General features: G+C 50.5%; 20 protein-coding genes. 7 read left to right on the top strand and 13 right to left on the bottom strand.

The window, feature by feature from the left end; all coding sequences use genetic code 11:
* Window positions 1-85: 85 nt before the first annotated feature.
* The 4 genes from C0081_RS07635 to C0081_RS07620 all read right to left on the bottom strand — a co-directional run bounded on the left by C0081_RS07635 (window position 86) and on the right by C0081_RS07620 (window position 5,204).
* Entirely contained in the window at window positions 86-520 is a 435-nt protein-coding gene (locus C0081_RS07635) for a universal stress protein (protein ID WP_101533224.1), read from the bottom strand.
* Window positions 517-3,132, bottom strand: coding sequence for a TRAP transporter permease (locus C0081_RS07630; protein ID WP_101533223.1), 2,616 nt, complete (start codon window positions 3,130-3,132; stop codon window positions 517-519). Before C0081_RS07630 ends, C0081_RS07635 begins: the two co-directional genes overlap by 4 nt.
* Window positions 3,133-3,317: 185 nt before the next feature.
* Entirely contained in the window at window positions 3,318-4,286 is a 969-nt protein-coding gene (locus C0081_RS07625) for a TAXI family TRAP transporter solute-binding subunit (protein WP_101533222.1), read from the bottom strand.
* Between the two features lie 42 nt (window positions 4,287-4,328).
* Window positions 4,329-5,204 (bottom strand): MurR/RpiR family transcriptional regulator, encoded by an 876-nt coding sequence (locus C0081_RS07620; RefSeq protein ID WP_101533221.1) that lies wholly within the window; start codon window positions 5,202-5,204, stop codon window positions 4,329-4,331.
* Window positions 5,205-5,397: 193 nt separating this feature from the next.
* Here C0081_RS07620 and C0081_RS07615 point away from each other — a divergent pair, with 193 nt between their 5' ends.
* The 7 genes from C0081_RS07615 to C0081_RS07585 all read left to right on the top strand — a co-directional run bounded on the left by C0081_RS07615 (window position 5,398) and on the right by C0081_RS07585 (window position 14,761).
* A complete protein-coding gene (locus C0081_RS07615; RefSeq protein WP_101533220.1) occupies window positions 5,398-6,717 on the top strand; it encodes an aspartate aminotransferase family protein in 1,320 nt (439 codons plus the stop codon).
* Window positions 6,717-7,517, top strand: coding sequence for a beta-keto acid cleavage family enzyme (locus tag C0081_RS07610; protein WP_210200434.1), 801 nt, complete (start codon window positions 6,717-6,719; stop codon window positions 7,515-7,517). Before C0081_RS07615 ends, C0081_RS07610 begins: the two co-directional genes overlap by 1 nt.
* A gap of 146 nt (window positions 7,518-7,663) precedes the next feature.
* A complete protein-coding gene (locus C0081_RS07605) occupies window positions 7,664-10,447 on the top strand; it encodes an EAL domain-containing protein (RefSeq protein ID WP_101533219.1) in 2,784 nt (927 codons plus the stop codon).
* A gap of 141 nt (window positions 10,448-10,588) precedes the next feature.
* On the top strand, window positions 10,589-11,515 hold the full coding sequence (locus C0081_RS07600) for an MBL fold metallo-hydrolase (protein WP_101533218.1): 927 nt from the start codon (window positions 10,589-10,591) through the stop codon (window positions 11,513-11,515).
* Window positions 11,512-12,477 (top strand): MBL fold metallo-hydrolase, encoded by a 966-nt coding sequence (locus C0081_RS07595; RefSeq protein WP_101533217.1) that lies wholly within the window; start codon window positions 11,512-11,514, stop codon window positions 12,475-12,477. The genes C0081_RS07600 and C0081_RS07595 overlap by 4 nt, the downstream gene beginning before the upstream one ends.
* 194 nt (window positions 12,478-12,671) lie before the next feature.
* Complete coding sequence (locus tag C0081_RS07590; RefSeq protein ID WP_101533216.1) at window positions 12,672-13,595, top strand: GDP-L-fucose synthase family protein; 924 nt, start codon at window positions 12,672-12,674, stop codon at window positions 13,593-13,595.
* Window positions 13,592-14,761 (top strand): DegT/DnrJ/EryC1/StrS family aminotransferase, encoded by a 1,170-nt coding sequence (locus tag C0081_RS07585; protein ID WP_245417878.1) that lies wholly within the window; start codon window positions 13,592-13,594, stop codon window positions 14,759-14,761. The genes C0081_RS07590 and C0081_RS07585 overlap by 4 nt, the downstream gene beginning before the upstream one ends.
* Before the next feature lie 121 nt (window positions 14,762-14,882).
* Here the strand turns inward: C0081_RS07585 and C0081_RS07580 are convergent, their stop codons facing one another.
* The 9 genes from C0081_RS07580 to soxZ all read right to left on the bottom strand — a co-directional run bounded on the left by C0081_RS07580 (window position 14,883) and on the right by soxZ (window position 24,229).
* Window positions 14,883-15,962, bottom strand: coding sequence for a YeeE/YedE family protein (locus tag C0081_RS07580; RefSeq protein WP_210200433.1), 1,080 nt, complete (start codon window positions 15,960-15,962; stop codon window positions 14,883-14,885).
* Window positions 15,963-16,106: 144 nt separating this feature from the next.
* Window positions 16,107-16,565, bottom strand: a complete 459-nt coding sequence (locus tag C0081_RS07575) for a DUF302 domain-containing protein (protein ID WP_101533215.1) — start codon at window positions 16,563-16,565, stop codon at window positions 16,107-16,109.
* A 76-nt stretch (window positions 16,566-16,641) separates the two neighbouring features.
* Complete coding sequence (locus C0081_RS07570) at window positions 16,642-17,910, bottom strand: NAD(P)/FAD-dependent oxidoreductase (RefSeq protein ID WP_101533214.1); 1,269 nt, start codon at window positions 17,908-17,910, stop codon at window positions 16,642-16,644.
* Window positions 17,911-17,935: 25 nt separating this feature from the next.
* Complete coding sequence (locus C0081_RS07565; RefSeq protein WP_210200432.1) at window positions 17,936-18,655, bottom strand: c-type cytochrome; 720 nt, start codon at window positions 18,653-18,655, stop codon at window positions 17,936-17,938.
* A 28-nt stretch (window positions 18,656-18,683) separates the two neighbouring features.
* The gene (locus C0081_RS23770; protein WP_101533213.1) at window positions 18,684-19,802 is read right to left on the bottom strand and encodes a c-type cytochrome; all 1,119 of its coding nucleotides are present in this window, start codon (window positions 19,800-19,802) and stop codon (window positions 18,684-18,686) included.
* Window positions 19,786-21,054, bottom strand: a complete 1,269-nt coding sequence (gene soxC / locus C0081_RS07555) for a sulfite dehydrogenase (RefSeq protein WP_101533212.1) — start codon at window positions 21,052-21,054, stop codon at window positions 19,786-19,788. Before soxC ends, C0081_RS23770 begins: the two co-directional genes overlap by 17 nt.
* A 48-nt stretch (window positions 21,055-21,102) precedes the next feature.
* Window positions 21,103-22,800: a thiosulfohydrolase SoxB gene (gene soxB, locus C0081_RS07550; RefSeq protein WP_101533211.1), complete on the bottom strand. Its 1,698-nt coding sequence runs from the start codon at window positions 22,798-22,800 to the stop codon at window positions 21,103-21,105.
* A gap of 95 nt (window positions 22,801-22,895) precedes the next feature.
* On the bottom strand, window positions 22,896-23,744 hold the full coding sequence (gene soxA / locus C0081_RS07545) for a sulfur oxidation c-type cytochrome SoxA (protein WP_101533210.1): 849 nt from the start codon (window positions 23,742-23,744) through the stop codon (window positions 22,896-22,898).
* A 155-nt stretch (window positions 23,745-23,899) separates the two neighbouring features.
* Complete coding sequence (gene soxZ, locus C0081_RS07540) at window positions 23,900-24,229, bottom strand: thiosulfate oxidation carrier complex protein SoxZ (protein ID WP_101533209.1); 330 nt, start codon at window positions 24,227-24,229, stop codon at window positions 23,900-23,902.
* Window positions 24,230-24,334: the final 105 nt, after the last annotated feature.

Here is a 24,334-nt window from a genome sequence, read left to right as displayed (position 1 = left end):
CTGGACCTCGGCATAAGGATGCATTGAATAAAAAAGGCCACCCCGCATTGCGGGATGGCCTGTCTTTTAAGCTTAATGCTAAACGTTAGCTTTCCCGCACCACATAGACCGAACATTTGGAATGGCGCACAACGCGCGCCGCATTCGGGCCTAGTAGATATTCACGTAAATCAGGTTTATGCGCCCCGATCACGATCAGATCGGAGTCGGTCTGTTTTGCCAGCTCCAAAATTTCTTCATAAATGGAGCCAACCGCAACGATGTGGCGAATGTTTTTATTGCGATCATCTCCCAGAACATCAGCAATCCGAGCCTTTAACGCAGACTGCGCGTCCTCAACGGCTTGCTTCTGGAAATTATCATCAAAGTAGGAGCCAACCAAGGCCATACCAAAATTGGGCACCACAGTGATGACATCCAGATTGGCGTCATCCAATCGAGCGATTTTGTTAGCCCTCAACAACACCTCATTATCGTTCTTCTGATTGAGGTCTATGGCACAAAGAACCTGTTTCATCATGTCGTGGCTTCCTCCTCTTGTCGGCCAACGCGGATGCGCTGCATCATGTAAACCAGACCCAACAAAAGCAGGCCCGGGATAAAGATCAGTTCTTTAGGCAACTGATCTGCTTTCACTTGAGCGGTTTTCACGAAAACCGGATCATCACCATAGAAGTCATAGGTTCCCATTTTGTCGAAGAAAGGTGTGCCCGGGAACGGCTCATCCATTTTGACCACGCCATCCTCTTCCAAGAAGGCAAGCCCCATGGCAGTCAAACGGCTTTCACCATCCTTTTCACCACCAGCAACGAGGATCAGTGTTTTGTCTTTTATTTCACCGGTATCAAAATCGGGTCCCGCGACTTTCATCCGAATTTCGCCGCCCTCGGGCAAATCGCCGATCACTTTGGCAATCTGAGCAGGTTCAACCATTTCGAATGGAGGCTGAATCCGGTTCATGAAATAATCAGGCCGGAACAACACGAAGGATATAAACACCAAAAGAGCGCTCTCATAAAGACGGCTTTTGGTAATAAAATGCCCCATCGTACCGGCGGTAAACACCAGAATAGCAATCGTTGCGATAATAGCCACCAAGATGCCCTGATACCATGTCACATTAATCAGCAACAGATCGGTGTTGAAGATGAACACAAATGGCAATGCCACGGTGCGCAGGGAATAGAAGAAGCCAATGAAGCCGGTTTTGATCGCATCCCCTCCCGACACCGCCGCAGCGGCAAAGGAGGCAAGCCCCACAGGCGGCGTAACATCCGCCATGATGCCAAAATAAAACACAAACAAATGCACAGCAATCAGCGGCACAACCAAACCAGATTGCTCACCCAGCGCCACGACCACACCGGCCATCAACGATGAGACAACAATATAGTTGGCAGTGGTTGGCAGCCCCATACCGAGCACGAGGGACAACATACCCACAAAGATCAACATCAGAACAAGGTTACCACCCGAGAGCAGCTCGACCAGATCAGCCATCACCTGACCAATACCAGTCAGGGTCACTGTGCCAACGATGACACCGGCCGTGGCCGTAGCCAGACCAATCCCGATCATGTTGCGTGCGCCATCAATCAGACCGACACCCAAATCATAAACGCCTTGTTTGAAGGCACTAACCGTTTCGCTTTCTCCACGGAAAATTGCTTTCATCGGACGCTGGGTGAGCAGGATGACAAACAACAAAGACGTCGCCCAAAAAGCCGACAGACCCGGCGATTTTTGCTCGATCATCAGGAAGTAAACCAGAACCACGATAGGCAGCAGATAATAGAGACCTGATTTGTAGATCTCGGCTACCTCTGGCAAGACCACTTCTTTGGCATTGGGGTCATCGGGATGCAGATCTTCGCCGCTCGCAGCAAGTTTGAGCAGGGCTAGATAGGAAACAACAACCAGCACCGCCAAAATCCAGCTCGCACCATTTGGCACCAGCGAGACGATCCAGCCGATCGGGTATTTGACCCCATAACACAGCGCAGCAAAGCCAGCAAAGAATCCCAGCATGCCCAAAACGGTACGCATGGTGGACACAACCTTGTCGCCGATGACCGGCATATTCCGCTTCACCGCTTCCAGATGCACAATATAAACGAGTGCAATGTAGGAAATGATCGCTGGCAGGAAGGCATGGGTGATCACTTCAACATAGGAAATGCCGACATATTCCACCATCAAGAAGGCAGCCGCCCCCATCACAGGCGGCATAATCTGACCGTTGACACTTGAGGCCACTTCCACCGCGCCAGCTTGCTCGGACGAGAAGCCAACCCGTTTCATCAAAGGAATGGTGAACGTACCGGTGGTCACCACATTGGCGATGGAAGAGCCCGAGATCAGGCCCGTTGCAGCCGACCCAACCACGGCTGCTTTTGCAGGCCCGCCCTTCAGGTGGCCCAACGCACCAAATGCCATTTTGATGAAATAATTGCCTGCACCGGCTTTGTCGAGCAAGGCACCGAACAGGACAAACAAGAAAACAAATTTGGTCGACACACCCAAAGCGATGCCAAATACACCTTCGGATGTAATCCACATATGACTCATGGCCTTTTTCAGCGAAGCGCCTTTCCAGCGGATCACTTCGGGCATGATTTCAGATGAGCCAAAGAAAACGTAAACCAAGAAGATCGTGGCGATAATCGCCATAGCAGGGCCAAGCGAACGTCTGGCTGCTTCGAACAAAATCAGAAGGCCAGCCAAAGCCACCCATTTGTCGAGATCATCAGCCAAGCCGCCATTGTTGACGATCTTTTCATACATAAAGAAGCCATACAGCGCGATGAAGGCACCGCTGGTGGCGAGTATCCAGTCAAGAAGTGGAATGTGATGGCGTGGGCTGCTTTTCAGCGCCGGATAAGCCATATAGGCAAGGAACAGCGCAAAAGCCAGATGAAACTGGCGTGAGTTATTGATCAGATCACCGGGCAATACATAGTTCGAGATGGGCGAGGCCAAAACGACTTGAAAAATTGACCAGATCAAAGCGACGGCTGCAAGGAAAGTACCCACCGGACCGATGGGGTTACGCGAACCCGCGTCTGAGGAGGCAACCAGTTCCTGAAGTTCGTCTTCAGATAACGCTTGCCCAGTCACATTCTTGTCTGACATGTGAAACAGCTCCCAACCATCGCCCAAGGGGTGATGACCGGAACAGAAACAAAATATCCAGAACTGGCCAACGATGGCATTCTTATGAATTTTTTAGGTCGGACAGAAACAAGCCCCGATCCGGCCATATCAAAAGGTAATTGGAAGCTTCGGGGCATTATACCCCGAAGCCACACATTGACTGGTTATTTGATCCAGCCTTTTTCTTTATAGTATTTTGCAGCACCGTCATGCAAAGGAGCAGACAGACCAGCGGTTGCCATTTCTTCTGGCTTCAGGTTCGCAAATGCAGGATGCAGTTTTTTGAAAGCTTCGAAGTTTTCGAACACGGATTTCACGAGAACATAAACCGTGTCTTCGGAAACCTTCGCAGAAGAGACGAAGGTTGCACCAACACCAAAGGTTTGGGTGTCGGCATCGTTACCGCGATACATGCCACCTGGAATGGTTGCTGAGCGATAATAGCTGTTGTCAGCAATCAGTTTATCAACAGCAGCGCCATCAACCGTCACAAGCACGGAATCACAAGCTGTGGTGGCTTCCTGAATGGAACCGGATGGATGACCAACGGTATAAACCATGGCGTCAATCTGGTTATCACACAAAGCAGCAGACTGCTCGGAGGCTTTCAGTTCGGTTGCCAGTTCAAAATCACTGGTTGTCCAACCAAGAGCATCCATGAGAACTTCCATGGTGCCGCGCTGGCCAGATCCTGGATTACCGATATTGACGCGTTTGCCTTTCAGATCCTGAAAGTTTTTAACGCCGGAGTCAGCACGGGCAACAACAGTGAATGGCTCTGGGTGCACAGAGAAAACAGCGCGCAGATCTTCAAAGGCGCCTTTGTCTTCAAATTTGGATGTGCCGTGATAGGCATGATACTGCCAATCAGACTGAGCAACACCAAATTCCAGTTCGCCTTCGCGGATGGTGTTGATGTTGTAAACGGAACCACCGGTGGATTCCACAGAACAACGTACGCCATGATCTTTACGGCCTTTATTCACCAGACGACAGATCGCGCCACCGGTAGGATAATAAACACCGGTAACACCACCTGTACCAATAGTGATGAATTCTTCTGCGAAAGCAGCGGGTGAAAAGGCCACCCCAGCGGCGAGGGCCGCCGCAGTCAAAGTTACTTTTTTCAACATTATGTTCTCCCTGTGTTGAACGAAAGGATTGTGAATGATTTTTTATTCCCAAAACTCACCATACTGGCGATTGCGGGTTTCTACATCTTCAATTCGGATGCGTGCTTGCTCTCCTGCCCTCACGACTAGCATTCCTACCAATGTTTCAATTAGCACAAGAGTGGCCGCATATGAAGAAAAGAATTGAGGACTCTCAGTAGGAACGATGAAATGTGCAGAGGAAAACTCCAGCGCAGGACAAGAATGCTTGTCCGTAATAACTATTACGTAAGCCCCTGAGGCAGAAGCCATTTTGGCCGCCAAAATCGAGCGCTTGGCATAGGGGCCCTTGGTTAAAATGATGACCGCATCAGTCTCATCCAGCCCGACCATCGCCGAACTCAAAGAGGCACCCATGCGCCCTGCAACTTTCCAGTTGTTGGCAAAATAACGCGCCAGATAAGCAAAATACTCAACAAGACCGGTCGAACTAAAAGCACCAAACAACAGCACGTCCCGTGCGCCATTGAGGGTTTCAACAACCTGCAACAACATGTCTTGATCAATTTCACCGGACAACTGGTTAAGGTTATCAAGGCTTGCTGACATCTGTCGATCAAAGAACGAAGGCATCGCATCGCCTTGATGCTCCCGAGCAAGCCGTTCGGCCCGCTGGGAAAAAGTCAAAGCCTGTCTCCCGACCGATTCACGGCATAAATCGCGCATATCCTCATAACTGGAGAATCCAAGGGCCTGAGACAGACGCGTAAACGTCGCCGGTGCCATCTTGGCTTTGCCCGAAACCGTGCGCAAGGAATGGGTTGCCACATCAAGTTCGTGTGCCACAACATAATCAGCGGCTTGCCGCAAACGCTGGCTCATATCCCCATAGTGAGCCGCGACGCGATCCTGCAATTTGACCAACCCTTTGGCTGTCACATCGGACTGTTGTGTAGGTTGCTTCAGATTCTTGCTCCTGTGGCGCTGGGACGTTGCCAAGGCCCTAAGATTTCAATTGTTTTAAACAAAGTCAACAATTGAAACATATGTTTCTTTGATGTATAGAATTTTTTGCACAGAACAGAAATCCATACAACGCGACACCTCCCCCTTTCTCCATAGCAGGCAGATCATGTCCCATATTTTCCCCCGCCACACCAAAGCAACCCTCCCTACTATTGAAAAAGGCGAAGGGGTTTATCTTTATGATACCAATGGAAAAAAATATCTTGATGGGTCAGGTGGAGCGGCCGTTTCGTGCCTTGGACACAGTGACCCCGATGTGATTAAAGCAATCAAAGACCAGATCGATGCGGTTCCCTTCGCACACACAGGGTTCTTTACCTCAAAGCCCGCTGAAATGCTTGCTGACAAACTGATAGAACACGCACCGGAGGGACTAGACCGGGTTTATCTGGTGTCTGGCGGGTCTGAAGCCGTCGAATCAGCATTGAAATTATCGCGACAGTATTTTCTGGAAATCGGAGAACCCAGTCGTCACCGCATCATTGCAAGACGCCAAAGCTACCATGGCAATACTTTGGGTGCGTTGGCCGCAGGAGGCAATATCTGGCGCCGCGAGCCTTTTGCCCCTTTGATGATCGAAACCAGCCATATTTCTCCTTGTTATGAATATCGCGACCGCAAACCAGAAGAAAGCGCCTATGACTATGGGCAGCGCATCGCCAATGAACTCGAAGCTGAAATCCTGAGCGTCGGGGCTGATCAGGTAATGGCTTTCTTCGCCGAGCCAGTCGTTGGTGCCACATCAGGCGCGTTGCCACCGGTTGAAGGATATTTCCGCCGCATTCGTGAGATTTGCGACAAATATGGCGTGCTACTGGTCCTTGACGAAGTGATGTGCGGCATGGGACGCACCGGCACACTGTTTGCCTGTGAACAGGATGATATTTCGCCAGACATTCTAACCGTTGCCAAAGGTCTCGGAGCGGGGTATCAGCCTATTGGTGCGATGTTATGCACTGACAAAATCTATCGGGCAATCGAAAACGGAACCGGGTTTTTCCAGCATGGTCACACCTATATGGGTCACCCCACGGCTTCTGCCGCCGCTTTGGCGGTTTTGACCAAACTAACCGACGGGGGCTTGGCAGAACGCAGCCGCCAGATGGGCGAAAAGCTACGCACAGGCCTGCAGAACGCTTTTGCCAAACATCCCAATGTCGGCGACATTCGCGGACGTGGGCTGTTTATCGGTTTGGAAATCGTTAAAGACCGAGACACCAAAACACCGTTCGATCCATCCCTCGCCAAAGGCAAGCTCCTCAAAAAGGCGACCTTCGAGGCCGGTCTGATTTGTTATCCGATGAGCGGCACCATCGACGGCGTGCATGGCGACCATATCCTCTTGGCTCCGTCCTTCATAATCGAAGACCAGCATATTGAGGAAATGATCACAAAACTCAAAATCGCTTTTGACGAGGTCCTGTAATGGCCTCCCCACACCTGCCAGCGTTGCCCCACATTATGGTCGCCCCCAATGGCGCCCGCAAAGGCAAGAAAGACCACCCCGCTTTACCTATTACGATTGCGGAAACGGTTGAAACCGCACGAGTCTGTTCTCAAGCCGGAGCCGATGGTCTCCACGCCCATGTACGCGACAAGGATGGCAAGCATTGTCTCGATGCCGGTTTGTATAGGGAATTGCTGGCAGAGCTCAAAATTGCGACGCCTGACATTTATATTCAGATTACAACCGAATCGGTGGGACAATATAGCCCGGCGCAACAGCGCTCAGTCGTGCAAGACGTAACACCGGCGGCAGTCTCCATATCCATTCGGGAAATGCTCGGCGATGGAGAAATACCGGAAATAAAACGGTTTTATCAAGAGCAGGAAGAAAAGGGTGTCGCAGTCCAGCATATCCTATACGACACCCAAGATGTTGATCTCATTACGAAGCTATGTAGCGACGGAACGCTGCCGTCCAGCAGGCTTGACTTGCTGTTTGTATTGGGTCGTTACACAACGGGCCAGACATCAAGCCCCGATGCCCTTCATCCCTTCCTTCAATCGCTCCATGCCCTTGAAACGGCAGTCGGCATCAAAGCAGACTGGGCCTGTTGTGCCTTTGGCAATCAAGAAACGGATTGCTTGCTCCATGCAATGCAACGAGGCGGTAAAGCGCGCATCGGTTTTGAGAATAATGTCTACCATGCAGACGGCAGCCGCGCTCGCGATAATGCAGAGAGGGTCACCGCCCTGATCAAATCGAGAGCCGCCATGGGGTGATCACAAAGCACCAAACCGACCAGCTCAGCGTTAATCAGTTGTTTTCCATACGATAAGAAAAGCCCAAAAATCGCATGCATTAAAAGCTTTAAGCAAGACTCCATTCCTATAGTCACTATTGATATTTAGCTGGGACTGAGTCTGCAATGAAGCGCGTCGTTTTCTATCGCATCCTCGCAATTTTTGCGATATTCCTCGGCTGTGCCATGGCGAGCGAATATAAGATATTCTATTATCTGGATCATGCGATCGCCGAAAAGCGTATGGAGCTAAACAGCCAGCCCAGCAGTGAAGCCATTGCCCTTCTCGAAATTGATAACAAAAGTCTGACATCCATTGGCGTTTGGCCTTGGAAACGATCCATCTATGGGGAGATCGTTGAAAAGAGCTTTGCTGCGGGGGCAGAAGAACTGGCTTTTGATATCGATTTCAGCGCATCATCTTCACCCCAACAAGACATCATCTTTCAAGAAGCGCTCGAAAAGGCTGAAGGGCCGGTCACACTAGCGATTTTTCAGCAAAATGATATCTCCGACCTTACAACCGCACAGGTCCAGACCAACCGCCCAATTCAGCAGCTGGGCGACAATGCCTGGCTGGCGACTGTCAACATGCTGGCGGACACCGACGGCGTCGTTCGCCATTTTCCCTTGGCTCAAGCCATCGAGGGAGACATCGTTCCTTCATTAACCAGCGTTTTGGGAGGCGTTCAGACAATCGCGCTCGGCACATTTATTGTCGACTATGGCATAGATGTGGACAGCATACCGACTTACTCGGTGATTGACCTGCTGGAAGGCAAACTCCCGACAGGCGTGCTCCAAGGCAAAAAAGTGCTTGTCGGGGCTGGAGCCGCAGAGTTGCGAGACACGTTGACCGTACCGGTCTACGGTATGATAACAGGCCCCAAATTACAAATTTTGGCCGCCGAAAACCTCATTCAGGCCCGCAATCTATCCTACGCCCCCACACGATGGTCCTACGGACTATCGGCCATAATATTCCTTTTTGTCGTATTGATAGGCGTGACCCGCAAAAAGAACAGCTATATCAAGATTGCTGAATTGACAGCATTGGCAGCATTGGTCGAAGTGATTGGCTTCTGGCTGTATGTTGAGCAGCCCGTCATATTGCAAACCGGATTTATCCAAATACAAATCATGGCAGCAGGTGCCACTCTGATTCTATTCGAGATCCGTTTCAAAGACCTTTTGCTGACACTATCCCATAAACAAACCCGAAGCATATCAGCCTTGCTTGAGACAGTGGTCTCCGACAGTTTTTCTGGCATTCTCATTGCCACCGACGACGGGAAAATTCTGGGAATCAGCCATCAGGCGATCAATTTGCTGGGAAAACTCGGCTTCGAGACTGCCAAGGGCGGTCAAATTGGCACATCCATGCCAACAGAAATGGCGGCTCTTGTGCAATTGTGTCTGGAGAACCCTGATCAGCTTGAAAATCAGCATTCCCTGCGCACTTTAACGATAACACGGGGCGAAACCCTTCACTATTTTGAATGCTCCATCACACCGTCTCTTATCCAAACGAAAAATCATGGCGAACAAAGCGAAAGCCGGGTCGCCACATTGCTGTTCCATGATGTGACCAAGGCCAAGCAAGAACAGCTGCGGCTGGAATATCTTGCCGATCATGATCATCTGACCGATTTGCTCAATAAAGTAGGCTTCAGCGAAGCCCTGGATGAGCGCATGAACGCAGCAATGCAGACGGACGCGTTGATTTTCGCTTGTCAAGGAAACCGCGCTGACAAAATCAAACAATCCTTAGGCAGCGAATATTTTGATTTGCTCATGCGGCAAATTGGTGAACGTCTCTCACAACTGGATGAATTTGACAGTATCGGCTGTTCCGAACAAAAGGAGTTTTTACTCGGGAAGATTGGTGCGGACAAAGACGACATTGCATTTTTGGCAAAGCGTATCCAACGATGCCTTGAGACACCCTTCTCTATCCGCGGACACAACATTATTGTCGGATGTCATATTGGCGTGGCTGATTTTTGTCAGGGGGGGCTGTTGTCTGAAGAAGTGGTCAGATCAGCCTCGGTTGCCTTGCATCGATCCAAGGAAAGCGGTGAAAATTGCCTGTTCTATACATCTGATCTCGCAGCCGATGTGGTACACCGCCGTGTGCTGGAACGAGAGATCATCGATGCGATGGCACGTAAGGAATTTGAACTCCACTATCAGCCACAGGTCAATCTAAAAACCTCACAGACCATTGGATGCGAAGCGCTCATTCGCTGGCATCATCGTGATATGGGCCTCATCCGCCCCGATGTTTTCATTCCGATTGTTGAAGAGACTGGCATGATCGTGGAGTTGGGCCGCTGGATCTTGGAGACAGCTTGCAGTGATGCTATGCGATGGCCAGAGCCTGTCACCGTTGCGGTCAATGTTTCGGCAATCCAGTTTGTGCGCTCTGACATCCTTGCGGACATTCAAAACGCTTTGGCTCTGTCCGGCTTACCAAAGGAACGACTGCACATCGAGATCACAGAATCTTTGTTCATCGCAGACCCTGAAGCCATCGTCAAAACCCTCAACGCCATCCGTGCAGAGGGAATCAAGATTGCCCTGGACGATTTTGGAACCGGATATTCATCACTGAGCTATATCCACCAGTTCCCGTTGGACAAGATCAAAATTGATCGGGCCTTTGTTAAAGATTTACCACACTCAATGGATTCAATGGCTGTGATCAACGCTGTCATGGCACTGGCCCATGGTTTTGATATCGACATAGTGGCCGAAGGCATGGAGACAGCGGAACAAGCGGAAGTGTTGCGTCTCGCTGGCTGCCATATTGCCCAAGGATATCACTTCGGGCGCCCGATGCCCTTCAATGACTTCTGCGCACATTTGGAACAAAAAGAAACGGAGCAGGCCAGCAGTCTGGCTAGCTAGTGTAAGCACCATTCAAATATTCTGGTGTTTCTATCCATCAAACCACCAAAACAACACGTCCTCCTCACGCCAAAGACTAGATTGCCAATCGCCTCCCGCCTATAATACATTATCATATTGCAATATGTTTAGGTGAGTGCCATGACGACGACAAGACGCGATTTCATAAAAAAAACCGCCGCCGTAGCGGCCTCAATAATGATGTCTCCGCTACCGGTTTGGGCGCGTAATTCTTTGTCTCTGGGTGAACTTCAGATTGACACACTGCACGATGGACATTTGGTCCTTCCGGGTGATTTCATCCTTGGGCCCATGCCTCAGGAGGAGCTATTACCTATTTTGCAGCGCTATCACCTGTCCCGCAAAAGCCTGTCGCCCGAATGCAACATGACACTGATCCGCGATGGTGAGCGCACCATTTTGTTCGATGTTGGTTCAGGGTCCGGCTTCCAGCCAACAGCCGGCAAAGGGCTTGAGGCGCTAGAAGCTCTTGATCTGGAACCAGATGATGTAACCCATGTTGTATTCACCCATGCCCATCCCGATCACTTATGGGGCCTTCTTGACGATTTTGACGATCCCATGTTTCCCAATGCCACCCATATGATTGGCAAAACCGAGTGGGACTATTGGATGGACCCCAACACGGTTAATACCATTGACGCTTCACGCACCGCCTTTGCTGTGGGAGCACAAAGACGACTGGAAGTCATCGAGGACGCCATTACCTTCTTCAAAGATGACGAAGAAATCTTGCCCGGCATAGCCAGCCGCGCCACCTTTGGCCATACCCCCGGTCATATGTCCTTTGAGGTGAGATCAGGAACCGACAGTGTGATGATCGTTGGCGATGCCATCGGCAATCATCATGTTGCCTTTGAAAGACCGCAGTGGCAGTCAGGTTCAGATCAGGACATGGAAATAGCAGCCAAGGCCCGAACCATGTTGTTGGACCGAATCGCCACTGAAAAAATGCAGCTCATCGGTTTCCACTTGCCAAATGGCGGATTAGGGCGTGCAGAGAAAACATCCGATGGATACCGGTTTATAGAGGAAGATGCATCATGAAAACCGCACTGATCGCACTTACAGCCCTGATGACCGCCAGCTGCACACATGCCTTCACGGCATTCGCCAGCGAGGATATTGCCGATCAATATCCCGCCTCGCCGCTCTATTCAAAACCATATGAAGTGATTCCCGGCGTTTTTTCCGCCATCGGAGCAACGGCGCCGCCGACTTATGAAAACTCGGGCCACAACAACAATCTGTCTTTCATCATCACCGGTGAAGGCGTGGTTGTGATCAACAGCGGTGGCGCATATGTGCTGGCCAAAGCCCTACACCAAGAGATCAAGGCGCTGACAGACCAAGAAGTGAAACTGGTTTTCTGCGAAAACGGTCAAGGTCACGCCATGTTGGGCAACAGCTATTGGGCCGAACAAGGCGTTAAAATCATAGCGCACACCGACGCTGCAGAAGAATTTGCCGACCGTGGCCCACAAAGCCTGAGTAATATGCAACGACTCAATCGCGAAAAGGCAGAGGGTACAAAATTGTCGCCTCCGACAGAGACTTTTGAAGATGACTATATCGTCGAGATGGGCGACTTCCGCATAGAAGCCCGACATCTGGGGCCAGCGCACAGTGCTGGCGACATCGTCGTCTGGCTGCCTAAACAGGGTTTGGTCATCTCGGGTGACATGGCTTTTCACGAGCGCATGTTGCCGCTGTTTGAGGACAGCATGACAGCAGAGTGGCTGGAAACGTGGGACACCAAGTTTGAAGCCTTGGAAGCCACTTATGTCATCCCAGGTCATGGCCATCCCACCAACATGGATCAGGTGCGCCGTTATACAAAAGGCTATCTGGAATATTTACGCGGCAAAATCGGTGAACATCTTGAAAACGGAGGCACCTTGCAAGACGCCTATTATGTCGATCAGTCACCCTACAAACATCTGGATACATTCGAGCAATTGGCCACAAAAAACGCAGGACGCGTCTTTGAGCAAATGGAATTTGAATAATTCCGAGGAGTATAAAACACAGGGCCAAGCTCTCAAAACCAACACGCACTTGCCCCATACACCGAGAGAAAGAGCGCACCGGTGGGGATGGCTGGCCTATGAGCGCATTGATGAGAAGACTTGTTTTTGACTTACCGTTAGCTATCTGCGAATGATCTATTGAAACAGTCAAATTGATACAGGAAGACTTTCACATGCGTATATTCCTCACCGGCGGTGCTGGCATGGTCGGACGGAACTTTCTTGAAAGCCCACTCAACGAAGGACACGAAATATTTGCGCCGTCGAGTGCTGAATTGGATTTGCGCGATTATGACGCTCTCCACCAATATCTGCAAAAGACCTGTCCGGACTATGTGGTGCATTGCGCCGGAAAAGTCGGAGGCATCAATGCCAACATACGCGAACCGGTCGGATTTCTTGTCGAGAACCTGGATATTGGCCGCAATGTTATCATGGCCTCAAAGAACGCAGGGGTGAAGCGCTTGCTCAACCTTGGCAGCTCCTGCATGTACCCGCGCAATTATTCTTCTCCCTTGAGGGAGGAGATGATACTGAGCGGAGAACTTGAGCCGACAAATGAGGGCTATGCCCTTGCCAAGATTGTTGCCGCTCGATTGTGCGACTATATCAGCCGAGAGGATGAGGCATTTCAGTATAAAACGCTGGTTCCATGTAACATCTATGGACGGCATGACAAGTTTGATCCCAAGAACTCCCACATGGTACCCGCCATCATTCACAAGTTACATCTGGCCAAGCAAAACAATATATCAGAAGTAGATATATGGGGCGACGGTCATGCCCGACGCGAATTTCTGTATGCCGGAGACCTCAGCGACTGTATGTGGCGTGCACTGGTTGACTTTGAACATATGCCGCAAGTGATGAATGTTGGACTGGGCATGGATTACTCAGTGAATGAGTATTATGAAAAAGTGGCTGAGGTCATTGGATACACCGGTCACTTTACCCACGATCTAAGCAAACCCGTTGGCATGAAACAAAAATTGGTTGATGTGACAAAATCATCCACATGGGGATGGCAAGCGGCCACTTCGCTGCAGGAAGGGATCGCGCTGACCTATGACTTCTACCTTGAAAAGGAAAAGCTGTGAGCAATTTAAGATATCCGTTGGCAACGTCGACTTGGGATCAAGATGAGTATGATGCGATCCAGCGGGTTGTCAGTTCCGGCATGTTCAGCATGGGATCAGAGGTGGCAGCGTTCGAGCATGGTTTTGCGGACTATGTTGAAAGCCCCTATTGCGTCATGGTGAATTCTGGCTCTTCAGCCAATTTGCTCATGGTCGCCGCGCTGTTTTTCACAAAAGAGAACCCGCTAAAAGCCGGAGATGAAGTGATCGTGCCAGCAGTATCCTGGAGCACAACTTACTATCCGCTTCAACAATATGGCATGAAGCTTCGCTTTGTTGATATCGATCTCAACACGCTCAATTATGATCTTGAACAGCTGGAAGCGGCCATCACAGGCAAAACACGCCTCATCATGGCGGTGAATCTGCTGGGCAATCCCAACGACTTTGATGCGATCAATAAAATTGTCGGCGAACGCGACATCCGGATCATTGAAGATAATTGTGAATCGATGGGCGCTGAGCTATCTGGCCGTAAGACCGGCACCTTTGGCATCATGGGAAGTTTCAGCAGCTTTTTTTCACACCATATCTCAACAATGGAAGGCGGCCTGATCGTCACGGCAAATGAGGAGCTATACCATATTCTCCTTTCCTTGCGGGCGCATGGCTGGACCCGCAACCTACCCAAACACAATCATGTTTGTGGTGAAAAGAGCGACAATGCCTTTGAAGAATCTTTTCGGTTTGTGCTGCCCGGATACAATGTGCGACCTCTGGAAATGTCTGGCGCCATCGGCACCGAACAATTAAAAAAACTTCCTTCTCTAATCAAGGCCAGACGCGAAAATGGTATGCGTTTTCAAGAAGCTCTGGGCAACCATGCAAATCTTCTCATTCAGCAAGAGACCGGTCAAAGCAGTTGGTTTGGATTTAGTTTGGTTATTCGCCCCCAAGCAGATCTAACCCGTCAAAGGCTCATTGAAGAGCTGAATGAAGCCGGATTTGAATGTCGCCCGATCGTAGCTGGGAACTTCACTAACAATGAAGTGATGAAATATATCGACGCGGACATTTTCGGAGATCTTCCCAACGCCTCGCATATAGACTCCAATGGGCTTTTTGTTGGAAATCACCACTATGACATTTCTGAAGCTATGCAAACCTTAAGCAAAATAGCGACTTAGGCAAGCACCTCAGGCTCTTGGGAGAAGAGTGGCGCGCAGAATCTGACGCATCAAGCATCGTCCAGAGTGCTTCAGATTGCGCGCTATTCACTGGAATTTGGAGATGGAAGGCAAGTCCTTATTATCGCCTGAAGGTAATGACGAGTGGCACACACCGTTCCGACCAATAGACCATCGCCAAACCACCCATCCACATAGAAAACACCGCCACCCACGCTGTAATGGCAAAAATCGAACCTCCAGTCATACCCGCACCAACGGCACAACCACCTGCGAGCATGGCACCAAATCCCATCAGCACCGCTCCCAGCAAATAGCGCTCCATCTTCACCTCAGGACCAAAGCGCTGAATTTCAAACTCACCCGTCAATAACGCCATCATCGCAGCGCCAACAAAAACCCCGGGCACCAAACCAATGCCAAAATCATAGACAACAGCAGATTGGTTGACGAATGCCATCAATGTATCCGTGGAGGGGCCGGTAAAGGTCACGCTTTGAATGGCAATCGGCTCAAATGACACTTGTGCGATTTGGTAGGTCAATCCCCATCCAAGGGAGACAGCGAAGCCGACCAAAACGGCCCCCAGCGCATGGCTCCAACGGACCTTGCGCACCACAGCAAGCCAAAGCGCGCCCATCATGACAACCCCGGCCAAGCCCACAACAGCGATGGTATCGAGCCCCAGAACAGTCAGCAAATTCCGAGTCTCCCCCCCATCAATCAACCATAGGCCGCCGATACTTTCCCGCAACGGCGACAGAGCCCCCCGCAGCGATGCCTGAGCAACCAAAGTCAGCACTAGCCCCGTTACCAAGGCGCGCAAATTGCCGGTCGCTGACAAGATCAACAAACGACTGGCGCATCCTCGGGCCAAAATCATACCCACACCGAACATCAAGCCGCCAACGATCGCTCCAGACATGCTGCCAACAGCCGATAATTGCCGGGCGCCTGAAACATCAAGAATGTCTGCTAAAATAGCGATCTGCACAAACATCACCGCCGATGTGAAGGCCAACAACCAGATAGCAAGCTTTGCACCCAATTGCGAATGGGCGGTCTCGACAATCGAAGCCCTGAGGCAAAAGCGCGAATGCTGTGCTGCAGCGCCAAAGAGCAACCCAACCAAAAGTCCTGCGACCATCATCACACCATCATCACCAACAGCTTCGATCATAGCCTCGATCAACGAATCCATCTTGATTACCCAACATTGCCACACTTGAACCAAGCGGCCTATTAAATGGAAAAGACGTCAAAGTCCTCTATTTGGTGTCCTTCCCAATAGGACCGCTCAGTCAGTTACGAGGGCGACCAATCCTTTGATGAAAACCAATCGTCTTTACTCAATAGCAGTTTTGACAATCTCATCAAGAAGCGCCTGGACTTCCTGCATTGGTCCTTCCGGCATATTGCGATATCCGACCACAACCTTGCCGTCCTGATCCGCTACAAAAACGCCATATGGGCAATGGGCAACATTCATAGCATCCGCTTCCATGACCTTGCGGGACAACACTGCTGAGCAAAACAAAAAGACATCCGCAGCATCAAAGATCGTTTTGTTACTGCCAACGTCGGCACCAGTGCGATTGAGCATCTCACCGGTATGACTGACATAATCGATCACCAGCCCCTTATCGATAATGGCGCTTTCAACGGCAAACGTAGCGTCATCAAAAGAGCCGTCAAACGCATAAGTCGTGGCGACTTTACCACCATGATCGTCAGCCAAAACCGGAGCGGAAAATACCAACCCGAGCACCAGACCTGTGGTAAGTGCGATCAGTTTCTTTTTCATACTATGATCCTCCCGACGCATCCCCGCGTCATCTGGTAAAAAAGGGCTCGCAGGCCGCGAACCCCACCATTCAGTTTTAGCCAAACATGTCCTTTGTTATGCCCGCGTACCACCCTTCAGATTCCTTGAAGTTTTGGGCGCGTGTTGCCGAGCTCTCGCCAGTTTGTGAAATAAATCCGTCCACTTTGGCGATTTTGTCATCCGTCGCTTTATAGCTCGCGCCGACTTTCACCCCGTCGTTGGTATCAATAAGAGACCAACAGGTATTGGAGAATTTGGCAGGAAATACCTTGGACCCGAGCAACGCACCACGGATCGCCATGGCGCAGACTTTGGCTTGGCTGTTAGCAGCAAATCCCGACTTCGGCATGTCCCCTTGCGCGGCAGCATCTCCAAGCACATAAATATCACCGTCAATCTTGGAAGACATGTCCTTGGCATGAACAGGCGCCCAATTGCCTTCGGTCACGCCTGCTATTTGTGCAATGCGTCCTGCTTTCATCGCCGGTATCACGTTGCAGACATCGACTTTGTTCTCTTCACCATCGATTGTCAGCATCATAGTGTCGGGATTAACCGAGACTTTATCACCACCAAAATCGGGCCCAACCCAATCCACCATACCATCGTAATGGGTACCCCAGCCTTCTTGGAACAATGCCATCTTAGAGAATTTGGACTTTGGATCCGCTATCAGAATTTTGGCGGTAGGGTTTGTCTGCTTGAGCAAATGCGCGACCATGGAAATGCGCTCATAGGGTCCGGGAGGGCAGCGATAAGGATTGGGAGGTGCGACCATAGCAAAAACACCACCTTGTGGCATTGCCAGAATTTGTGCGCGCAGCAGTTCGGTCTGTGATCCCGCCTTATAGGCATGAGGCATCTTGTTTTGAGCCGACACGTCCCAGCCTTCCACAGCACCATCCACAAAATCAATCCCCGGTGCAATCACCAGCTTATCATAGGCCAGTTTTGCGCCACCTGCCAAACTGATCATCTTAGCGGACCGGTCCACCTCAACAGCCCAATCATGCACGACATTTACACCATACTCTGCGGCCAGCGTGCCGTAAGAATGGCGGATGGAACTGAGTTCTTTAATACCACCGATCACAAGGTTGGAGAAAAAACAGGTGTAATAATCACGCGAAGGCTCAATCAGCGTAACATCCAGCGCACCCTTGCTATCTTTGGCTAAATAACGCGCCGCAGTGGCCCCACCGGCACCACCACCGATAACCACCACACGCGGTTTTTTATGCCCATCGGCAAAAACCGCAGGCGCTGCCAGAGTGCCAGCCATGGCAGCCGCGGACCCCAAAAATATACGTCTGTTCAAAGTCATATTGTCTCCTCCCTCGTTTTTTGTGTTATTCTGGCGCCAATCCTCCGAAATAGGCAGCAAGAGCGGCAATTTCGTCATCAGACAACCGCCCCGACACCATTTGCATCACCGGATGGATGCGCAGTTTCTTTTTGTAGGCATGCATCGCGATAACAAAATCTTCGTCTGGCCAAGCGATGATGGACGGCACCCCATCATCTACACCACTGGTTTGATGGCAGGTTGCGCATTCACTGGACAAATACTCTCCATATTCCGGGTCCCCTTTGAGCGCCAAAATAGCAGGATCAATATCGTGTTCTGCGTCTGTCGCCGTCGGATCGGCCTCGGGAATATCGCTTGGATTGTCCGAGAAACGGCGCAAATAGGCCAGCAATGCAATGCGTTCTTCTGCATCTTTGATACCGGCAAAGTTCATCCTTGTGCCAGTCACCAGATTCTTAGGATTTTCAATATAGGCATCGAGCTTGTCGGCATGCCACACGAGTCCATCATCTCCCTGACGGCGAATGGCGATGGAATATTTGAACCCAACCACATCTGCAGCTTTGCGGCCAAACAGATTGTTCAATTGCGGACCAATACGGTTCTTGGCTCCCACCCCAATTTGATGGCAGGCTTTGCATTTTTTAAAAGAATTTTGGCCAGCCTTCTCTAGAGGACTCAGATCCTGCGACCATGCAGGACCTGAGACACCCAAGTGGCCCACCAAAGAACCCAATATCAACAACCAATATACTTTCAAACCGGTCCTTCCCCTCAAGCTTTAGGCCTCATTGAGAAATGGATTTGAGATATTCTATGATGGCTTTGATATCTTTTTCCTTTTTTAAGCCAACAAAAGCCATCTTGTTTTTAGGGATGAATTTTTTGGGTTTGGTCAAATATCCAGAGATATTCTCCTCATCCCAAACAAAACCACCTTCTTCTTTTTTGGCCGCAAAGGCCTTGGAATATTTAAAGCCGTCGATGGAAGCGATCTCTCGTCCAAAAATGTCATTCAAAACAGGACCTACCTTGTTCTTGGCTTTATCACCGACCTGATGACAGGCTTTACATTTCTTGAACACCTTCAGACCGGACTTGACCAAAGCTTCATCTAAAACGGCAGGGGCCGGCGCTGCTGATACAGCCTCTTCAACCGGCTTAGACTCTTCAGCGTCAGAAGCGTCAGCAGTTACAGCCTTCATTTCTTCAGCAGCCGCTTCAGCTTTTGCCTCGCTATCCGCTTCACTCGCTGCGGTTTCCTCTGGCGTCACATCAATGATGGCCGCCCGCTTGGTAATCGCAACCGAGTCTTTGCAATTTGTCATGCAAGGCTCTGTGGCAAATTCCTTCAATTCCCCATCAGCACGATCATCCATGAAGAAATTATCTTCATTCTCAAGCTTCACATCCGCAAAATTTTCGTGGCTCAGCTCAAAGTCATCATCCACCACGTCATTCATATTCAACAAATAAGCGGTGATGGCATACACCTGATCCGGCTCTAGCGTTTGGGCAGCACCAAACGGCATGGCTCGATTGATATAGTCATACACGGTCGAGACATAAGGCCAATAGGAGCCGATGGTTTTAACCGGCCGGTCATCTTCCAGAGAATCATGCCCACCAGAAAGCACAGGCCAACGATCAACGCCCTCACCAAAGTCACCATGGCAAGCCGCACAATTGTCTATAAACAGCTCTTCGCCATCCTCAACATTGCCACGGCCTTCAGGCAGCCCCAAACCGTCGGGCCGGACATCGATATCCCACGCCTTGACTTCATCCGCCGTTGCCGGACGCCCCAGACCCAGTTTTTCAGCTTGCGCCTCTGTCGCAATCCCAGACACAATCAAAGGGCTACTCAACAGGCTTACAGCAACAATCGCCTTAAGAAATTTCGACATTTTCCGCGATCCCTTCTTCATCCACGGCCCAAGTCTGAATGCCATTGTTATGATAAATAGAATTGACGCCGCGAAACTTGCGCAGCTGATCTTTGGTTGGCTGAACATAGCCCGTGCTGTCATGTGCCCGGCTCTGCAACAGCAATGGTTTGCCATCCCAATCAAACTCATAATAGAAACGATGCATCGATTTATCGAGGCTAGGCCCAGAAATCCGGGCTTTGTGCCACGTGATGCCACCATCAACAGTCACATCAACACGGGGAACGGTGCCACGTCCTGACCATGCAACCCCGGTAATAACCGTTGGTCCTTTGCCATGTTTGATCGGCGCTTGCGGGCTAGGATTGGTAATCACCGATTTGGCATCCATCTCCCACGTAAAGCGACGCGCCTTGCCATTGGCCAACAGATCGGTATATTTCGACGTTTCCTCGCGGTGATGCCAAGGTTTGTCACCCACTTCGAGGCGGCGCAACCATTTAACCCACATATTGCCTTCCCAACCGGGAACAACCAGCCGCACCGGATACCCCTGTTCAGGACGCAATGCTTCGCCATTCATCTTAAAAGCAACGATGCAATCGTCCATCGCTTTTTCCATAGGAATGGACCGGGTCATCGCCGCAGAATCGGCCCCTTCAGCAAGCAACCATTTGCCCGCGGTTTTAACACCGGCTTCTTCCAGCAACAGCCGCAGCGGCACGCCGGTATACATCACATTATGGATCATCCCATGGGTGAACTGACAGCCATTCAGCTGTGATCCGCGCCACTCCATGCCAGAGTTGGCAGCGCATTCCAGAAAATACACATGGTTTTCACGCGGAAACCGCATCAAATCATCCATCGTGAAAACAAGTTCGGTCTCCACGAGACCATTGATCATCAAACGATGTTTGCCCGGTTCAATATCGGCTGCGCCACCATGGTGGCGCTCGAACGCTAAGCCATTGGGCGTGATGATCCCGTCAAGTTCATGCAGCGGTGTGAAGTTGATCGACGAAATAGGATCCGCAGTCAACCACTCCACCGTCCGACGTTTGACATGATCTTCATAAGCCGACGGCTTGCCATAAGGCATTGCATCCACCGGCGCGCCGGATTCTGACATCCACGGCTGCAGTTCAGTGATAACTTTTTCACCCGCAGCCAATGCCGTGCCACCAGTCAGCGCGCCTGCACCACCAGCAACAGCCCCTTTTAAAAAGGCCCTGCGAGACGGTTTTTTCCCTTTGAACAACACAGGCATCAATCCTACCCCTCTCTCACATTCAAAACATCAATCAGACCTGCAAAATCAGATTCCGGTCACTTTGACGCTGTTATTCTCCGACACGCTAACAGTGCCCTTTTTGCGAATATGGCTTTCAACGACATCCCAGATCTGAGGACCTTCAGTGTCTTCATTGACGCTAGCCCAACCCGCAACCATATAGTTTTTAGCCGGATCAAGTTTTTCGCCCGTCGACAACAGGGTCAGATCGGTAATGCGTTCGCCTTGTTTTTTAGAAATATCGATGGAATATCCAAGACCACCCGTGCGCACCATGTCGCCGCCTTGTTGGTAATAGGGGTCTGGGTTGAACAGGTTATCTGCCACGTCTTCCAAAATCACATGGATAAATTCACCCGTCATTTCAGAACGATAGGCCTGACCATAGCTCATTGACGTAACATTCCAGATGTCTTCACGCGTGATGTCTTGCCCCGGCAACAAGCTAGGGCCCCAGCGCACGCCTGGTGACATCGCAATGTCTGCGTCTCGCTCTGAAATCAGGGCATCACAAATCAAATCATCCCACGAGCCGTTGAAATTTCCGCGGCGATACAAAAGACTTTCGGTCTGACCGATAACCTCTTCCATCTCGACTTTATAGGGCTCCCGGACATCCTCAATCACCTTGCTGACAACAGGATCAGGCGCGATCACATCAGAGAAGATCGGGATCAATTTGTGGCGAATGCCTTTCATCGCCCCATCGCGGATATCAAGATCAATACGAGAGACAAATTTGCCATTCGAGCCGGATGCAATAATAAAGGTTTGCTCAACCTGCACCGGTTCTGGCAATGCATCATGGGTGTGGCCGGACAGAATAACATCAATCCCCTTCACACGAGCCGCCATCTTCTTGTCGACATCAAACCCGTTATGCGCCAAACAGACAACGCACTCCGCCCCTGCGGCCCGCACTTCATCAACCATTTCCTGCATATGTTCATCCCGAATACCAAAGCTGTATTCGGGGAACATCCAACCCGGATTGGCGATCGGCATATACGGGAAAGCCTGGCCAATCACGGCAACCTTAACCCCACCCCGTTCGAAGAATTTATAGGGTTTGAATATTTCCGCGGGTTCATCCCATTCCGCGTCAAAAATATTCTGCCCTAACGCTGCAAAGGGCAGATCTTCAATGATCTCGTTGACACGATCAGAGCCAAGCGTGAACTCCCAGTGGAAGGTCATCGCATCTGGTTTCAAGGCATTCATCACGTCGACCATGTCCTGGCCTTGGCTGTGATAACAGGAATAGGAGCCGTGCCATGTATCGCCACCATCCAGCAAAAGTGCATCAGGGCGCTCGGCACGAATGGCATTGATCACGGTGGACACACGATCCAGACCGCCAACACGGCCATATGCTTTGGCAAGCGAGGAAAAATCCTCATGGGTCAGGGCATATTGCGCCGGTGTATTGTCAGCGATGCCATAGATCCTGCGGAAGTCGGCCCCCGTGACATGTGGCACCTTACCTTTGTTGTTTCCTACGCCCAGATTGATTTCGGGCTCGCGAAAATAGATCGGCTTCAGCTGCGCATGAATATCGGTAATATGAATCAGCGACAAATTGCCAAAATTGTCAAATTGCAGCAGTTGATCTTGGGTCAAAGCCTGCTGTGCGGCCACGCGGGACCAAGAACCAAAGCCTGACAAACCATAGAGCGAGGCAGCAGCCATGCTGACCTGAAGAAAATCGCGACGGGAAATCATAATCGATCATCCTATGAAATATTTTACATATTCGCATACGTGAATGTACTAACTAAGAACACTCCCGCGCCAGCAAGACGCGGGAGTGGCAGGACTTAGTTACGAACAGCAGGTGTTTCGATGGACAAACCATTTGCGCGGGAAGACACATAGAGTTCCAAGGCACGGAACGCGTCAGAACCAACTTTATAAGGCTCTGCACGCACGTCGCGAATGCAGCCCTTAAAGCGATCATGCACCGAATTAAGCTTGGCATTTTTCAAGCGATAGGTCGGGAAGCCATTAATTTGCCCCTGACTGAGATGGTCAGCGCGGATGTTGTTGTCGTAGTTGTCTTCGTGGCAATTGGAGCAAGACATATTCAATTGACCATGGCGGGTATAATAGATTTCCTTACCCTGCTCCCAAAACGGCTTGGCATCGCCATCAATTGTCACATTCATCGGCATACCACGAGACTGCAGACCCACAAGAGTCACCATGGATTGCATCTGAGTGCTGGACCATCCCCAAGCTTTGGCACCCATTTGTTCGGTGCGGCACTGGTTGATCTGGTCTTCCATGGTCTGCAGCTTACCGTCTTTGACACGCGGCATCGAAGCGCGCAGCCCCTTGAAATCCTCAACATCAGCATGGCAGTCAGAACACGCTTTTTCCGCAGTGCCTTCCGCCGTTTCAAACACATCAACGGCTTGATCAATGAAAACAAAAGCGGGGTTCTCAAAATCATCCAACTGTAGCGCCTGTGTCTCACTAGAGCGGAAAACCCAGCCTGAATAGATCTCATCCAGATTTTCTTGCAAATGTGCTGGGGCTTCGGTTTTGGTCACAAGTTCCTGGCCTTCAATAACCAGTTTGGCATCTTCGTCTGCTTGGGCTGTGTGGCTTCCCAATGCCAATACGGCACCCAGAGCCAGCGAAAGCAGAAATGGTCCTTTGCCCATCAAACGGTCCTCCCTCTATCGGTCGACAGCGATGCGGACAGGAAGCCACACCGACATCAACCTCTTTGTTTTAAAGCGCACTTGCCTGCCAAAATCCGGGTTCCTCAATCCGAAAATCGCGGCAACAACGCCCGATATATTGGTCAATATCTTGGTCAGGCGATCTTTATTTTCTTTTTGGTTTCATAGACCGACCCGTCATCGTCATACCAAGTGAAATGAAACTCACCGGCTTCCGGAACAAGCGAGTCAAACTGGATATATGGATTGGTCGAAATCGCAGGTTCCAGAGTGACGTCAATTACATTTTCACCGTTAAAATCACAGGTGAAACGATTGATGATGGAGCGCGGAATGAGGTTGCCGTCGCCATCTTTGCGTTGACCCGATTCCATTTTATGGCTGATCAGAGACTTGATCGTAATGCTGTCGCCAGCCGCCGCTTTTTTTGGAACTTTAACGCGAGGTTTTACGCCCTTAGCCATTTAAATGATCCTTCCCGAGTGCATTTTCATGCGAATGATCTGTGCTCGCCGGTTGAAAATGCAAAAACAAAGAGTTGCAATGTGATCGTCGAACCTGCGTTCGGA

This window comes from Cohaesibacter celericrescens, from assembly GCF_002866925.1.
GTDB lineage: Bacteria > Pseudomonadota > Alphaproteobacteria > Rhizobiales > Cohaesibacteraceae > Cohaesibacter > Cohaesibacter celericrescens.
The sequence above is the reverse complement of the archived record's forward strand: the minus strand, read 5'-3'. Positions and strand labels throughout refer to the sequence as shown.

Coding starts and splice junctions, on each gene's coding strand:
- C0081_RS23770 (WP_101533213.1), bottom strand. CDS start 19,802: ATGTCGAAATTTCTTAAGGCGATTGTTGCTGTAAGCCTGTTGAGTAGC.
- C0081_RS07595 (WP_101533217.1), top strand. CDS start 11,512: ATGAAAACCGCACTGATCGCACTTACAGCCCTGATGACCGCCAGCTGC.
- C0081_RS07580 (WP_210200433.1), bottom strand. CDS start 15,962: ATGGATTCGTTGATCGAGGCTATGATCGAAGCTGTTGGTGATGATGGT.
- C0081_RS07625 (WP_101533222.1), bottom strand. CDS start 4,286: ATGTTGAAAAAAGTAACTTTGACTGCGGCGGCCCTCGCCGCTGGGGTG.
- C0081_RS07630 (WP_101533223.1), bottom strand. CDS start 3,132: ATGTCAGACAAGAATGTGACTGGGCAAGCGTTATCTGAAGACGAACTT.
- C0081_RS07615 (WP_101533220.1), top strand. CDS start 5,398: ATGTCCCATATTTTCCCCCGCCACACCAAAGCAACCCTCCCTACTATT.
- soxZ (WP_101533209.1), bottom strand. CDS start 24,229: ATGGCTAAGGGCGTAAAACCTCGCGTTAAAGTTCCAAAAAAAGCGGCG.
- C0081_RS07610 (WP_210200434.1), top strand. CDS start 6,717: ATGGCCTCCCCACACCTGCCAGCGTTGCCCCACATTATGGTCGCCCCC.
- C0081_RS07635 (WP_101533224.1), bottom strand. CDS start 520: ATGATGAAACAGGTTCTTTGTGCCATAGACCTCAATCAGAAGAACGAT.
- C0081_RS07570 (WP_101533214.1), bottom strand. CDS start 17,910: ATGACTTTGAACAGACGTATATTTTTGGGGTCCGCGGCTGCCATGGCT.
- C0081_RS07605 (WP_101533219.1), top strand. CDS start 7,664: ATGAAGCGCGTCGTTTTCTATCGCATCCTCGCAATTTTTGCGATATTC.
- soxA (WP_101533210.1), bottom strand. CDS start 23,744: ATGGGCAAAGGACCATTTCTGCTTTCGCTGGCTCTGGGTGCCGTATTG.
- C0081_RS07590 (WP_101533216.1), top strand. CDS start 12,672: ATGCGTATATTCCTCACCGGCGGTGCTGGCATGGTCGGACGGAACTTT.
- C0081_RS07600 (WP_101533218.1), top strand. CDS start 10,589: ATGACGACGACAAGACGCGATTTCATAAAAAAAACCGCCGCCGTAGCG.
- C0081_RS07575 (WP_101533215.1), bottom strand. CDS start 16,565: ATGAAAAAGAAACTGATCGCACTTACCACAGGTCTGGTGCTCGGGTTG.
- soxB (WP_101533211.1), bottom strand. CDS start 22,800: ATGATTTCCCGTCGCGATTTTCTTCAGGTCAGCATGGCTGCTGCCTCG.
- soxC (WP_101533212.1), bottom strand. CDS start 21,054: ATGCCTGTGTTGTTCAAAGGGAAAAAACCGTCTCGCAGGGCCTTTTTA.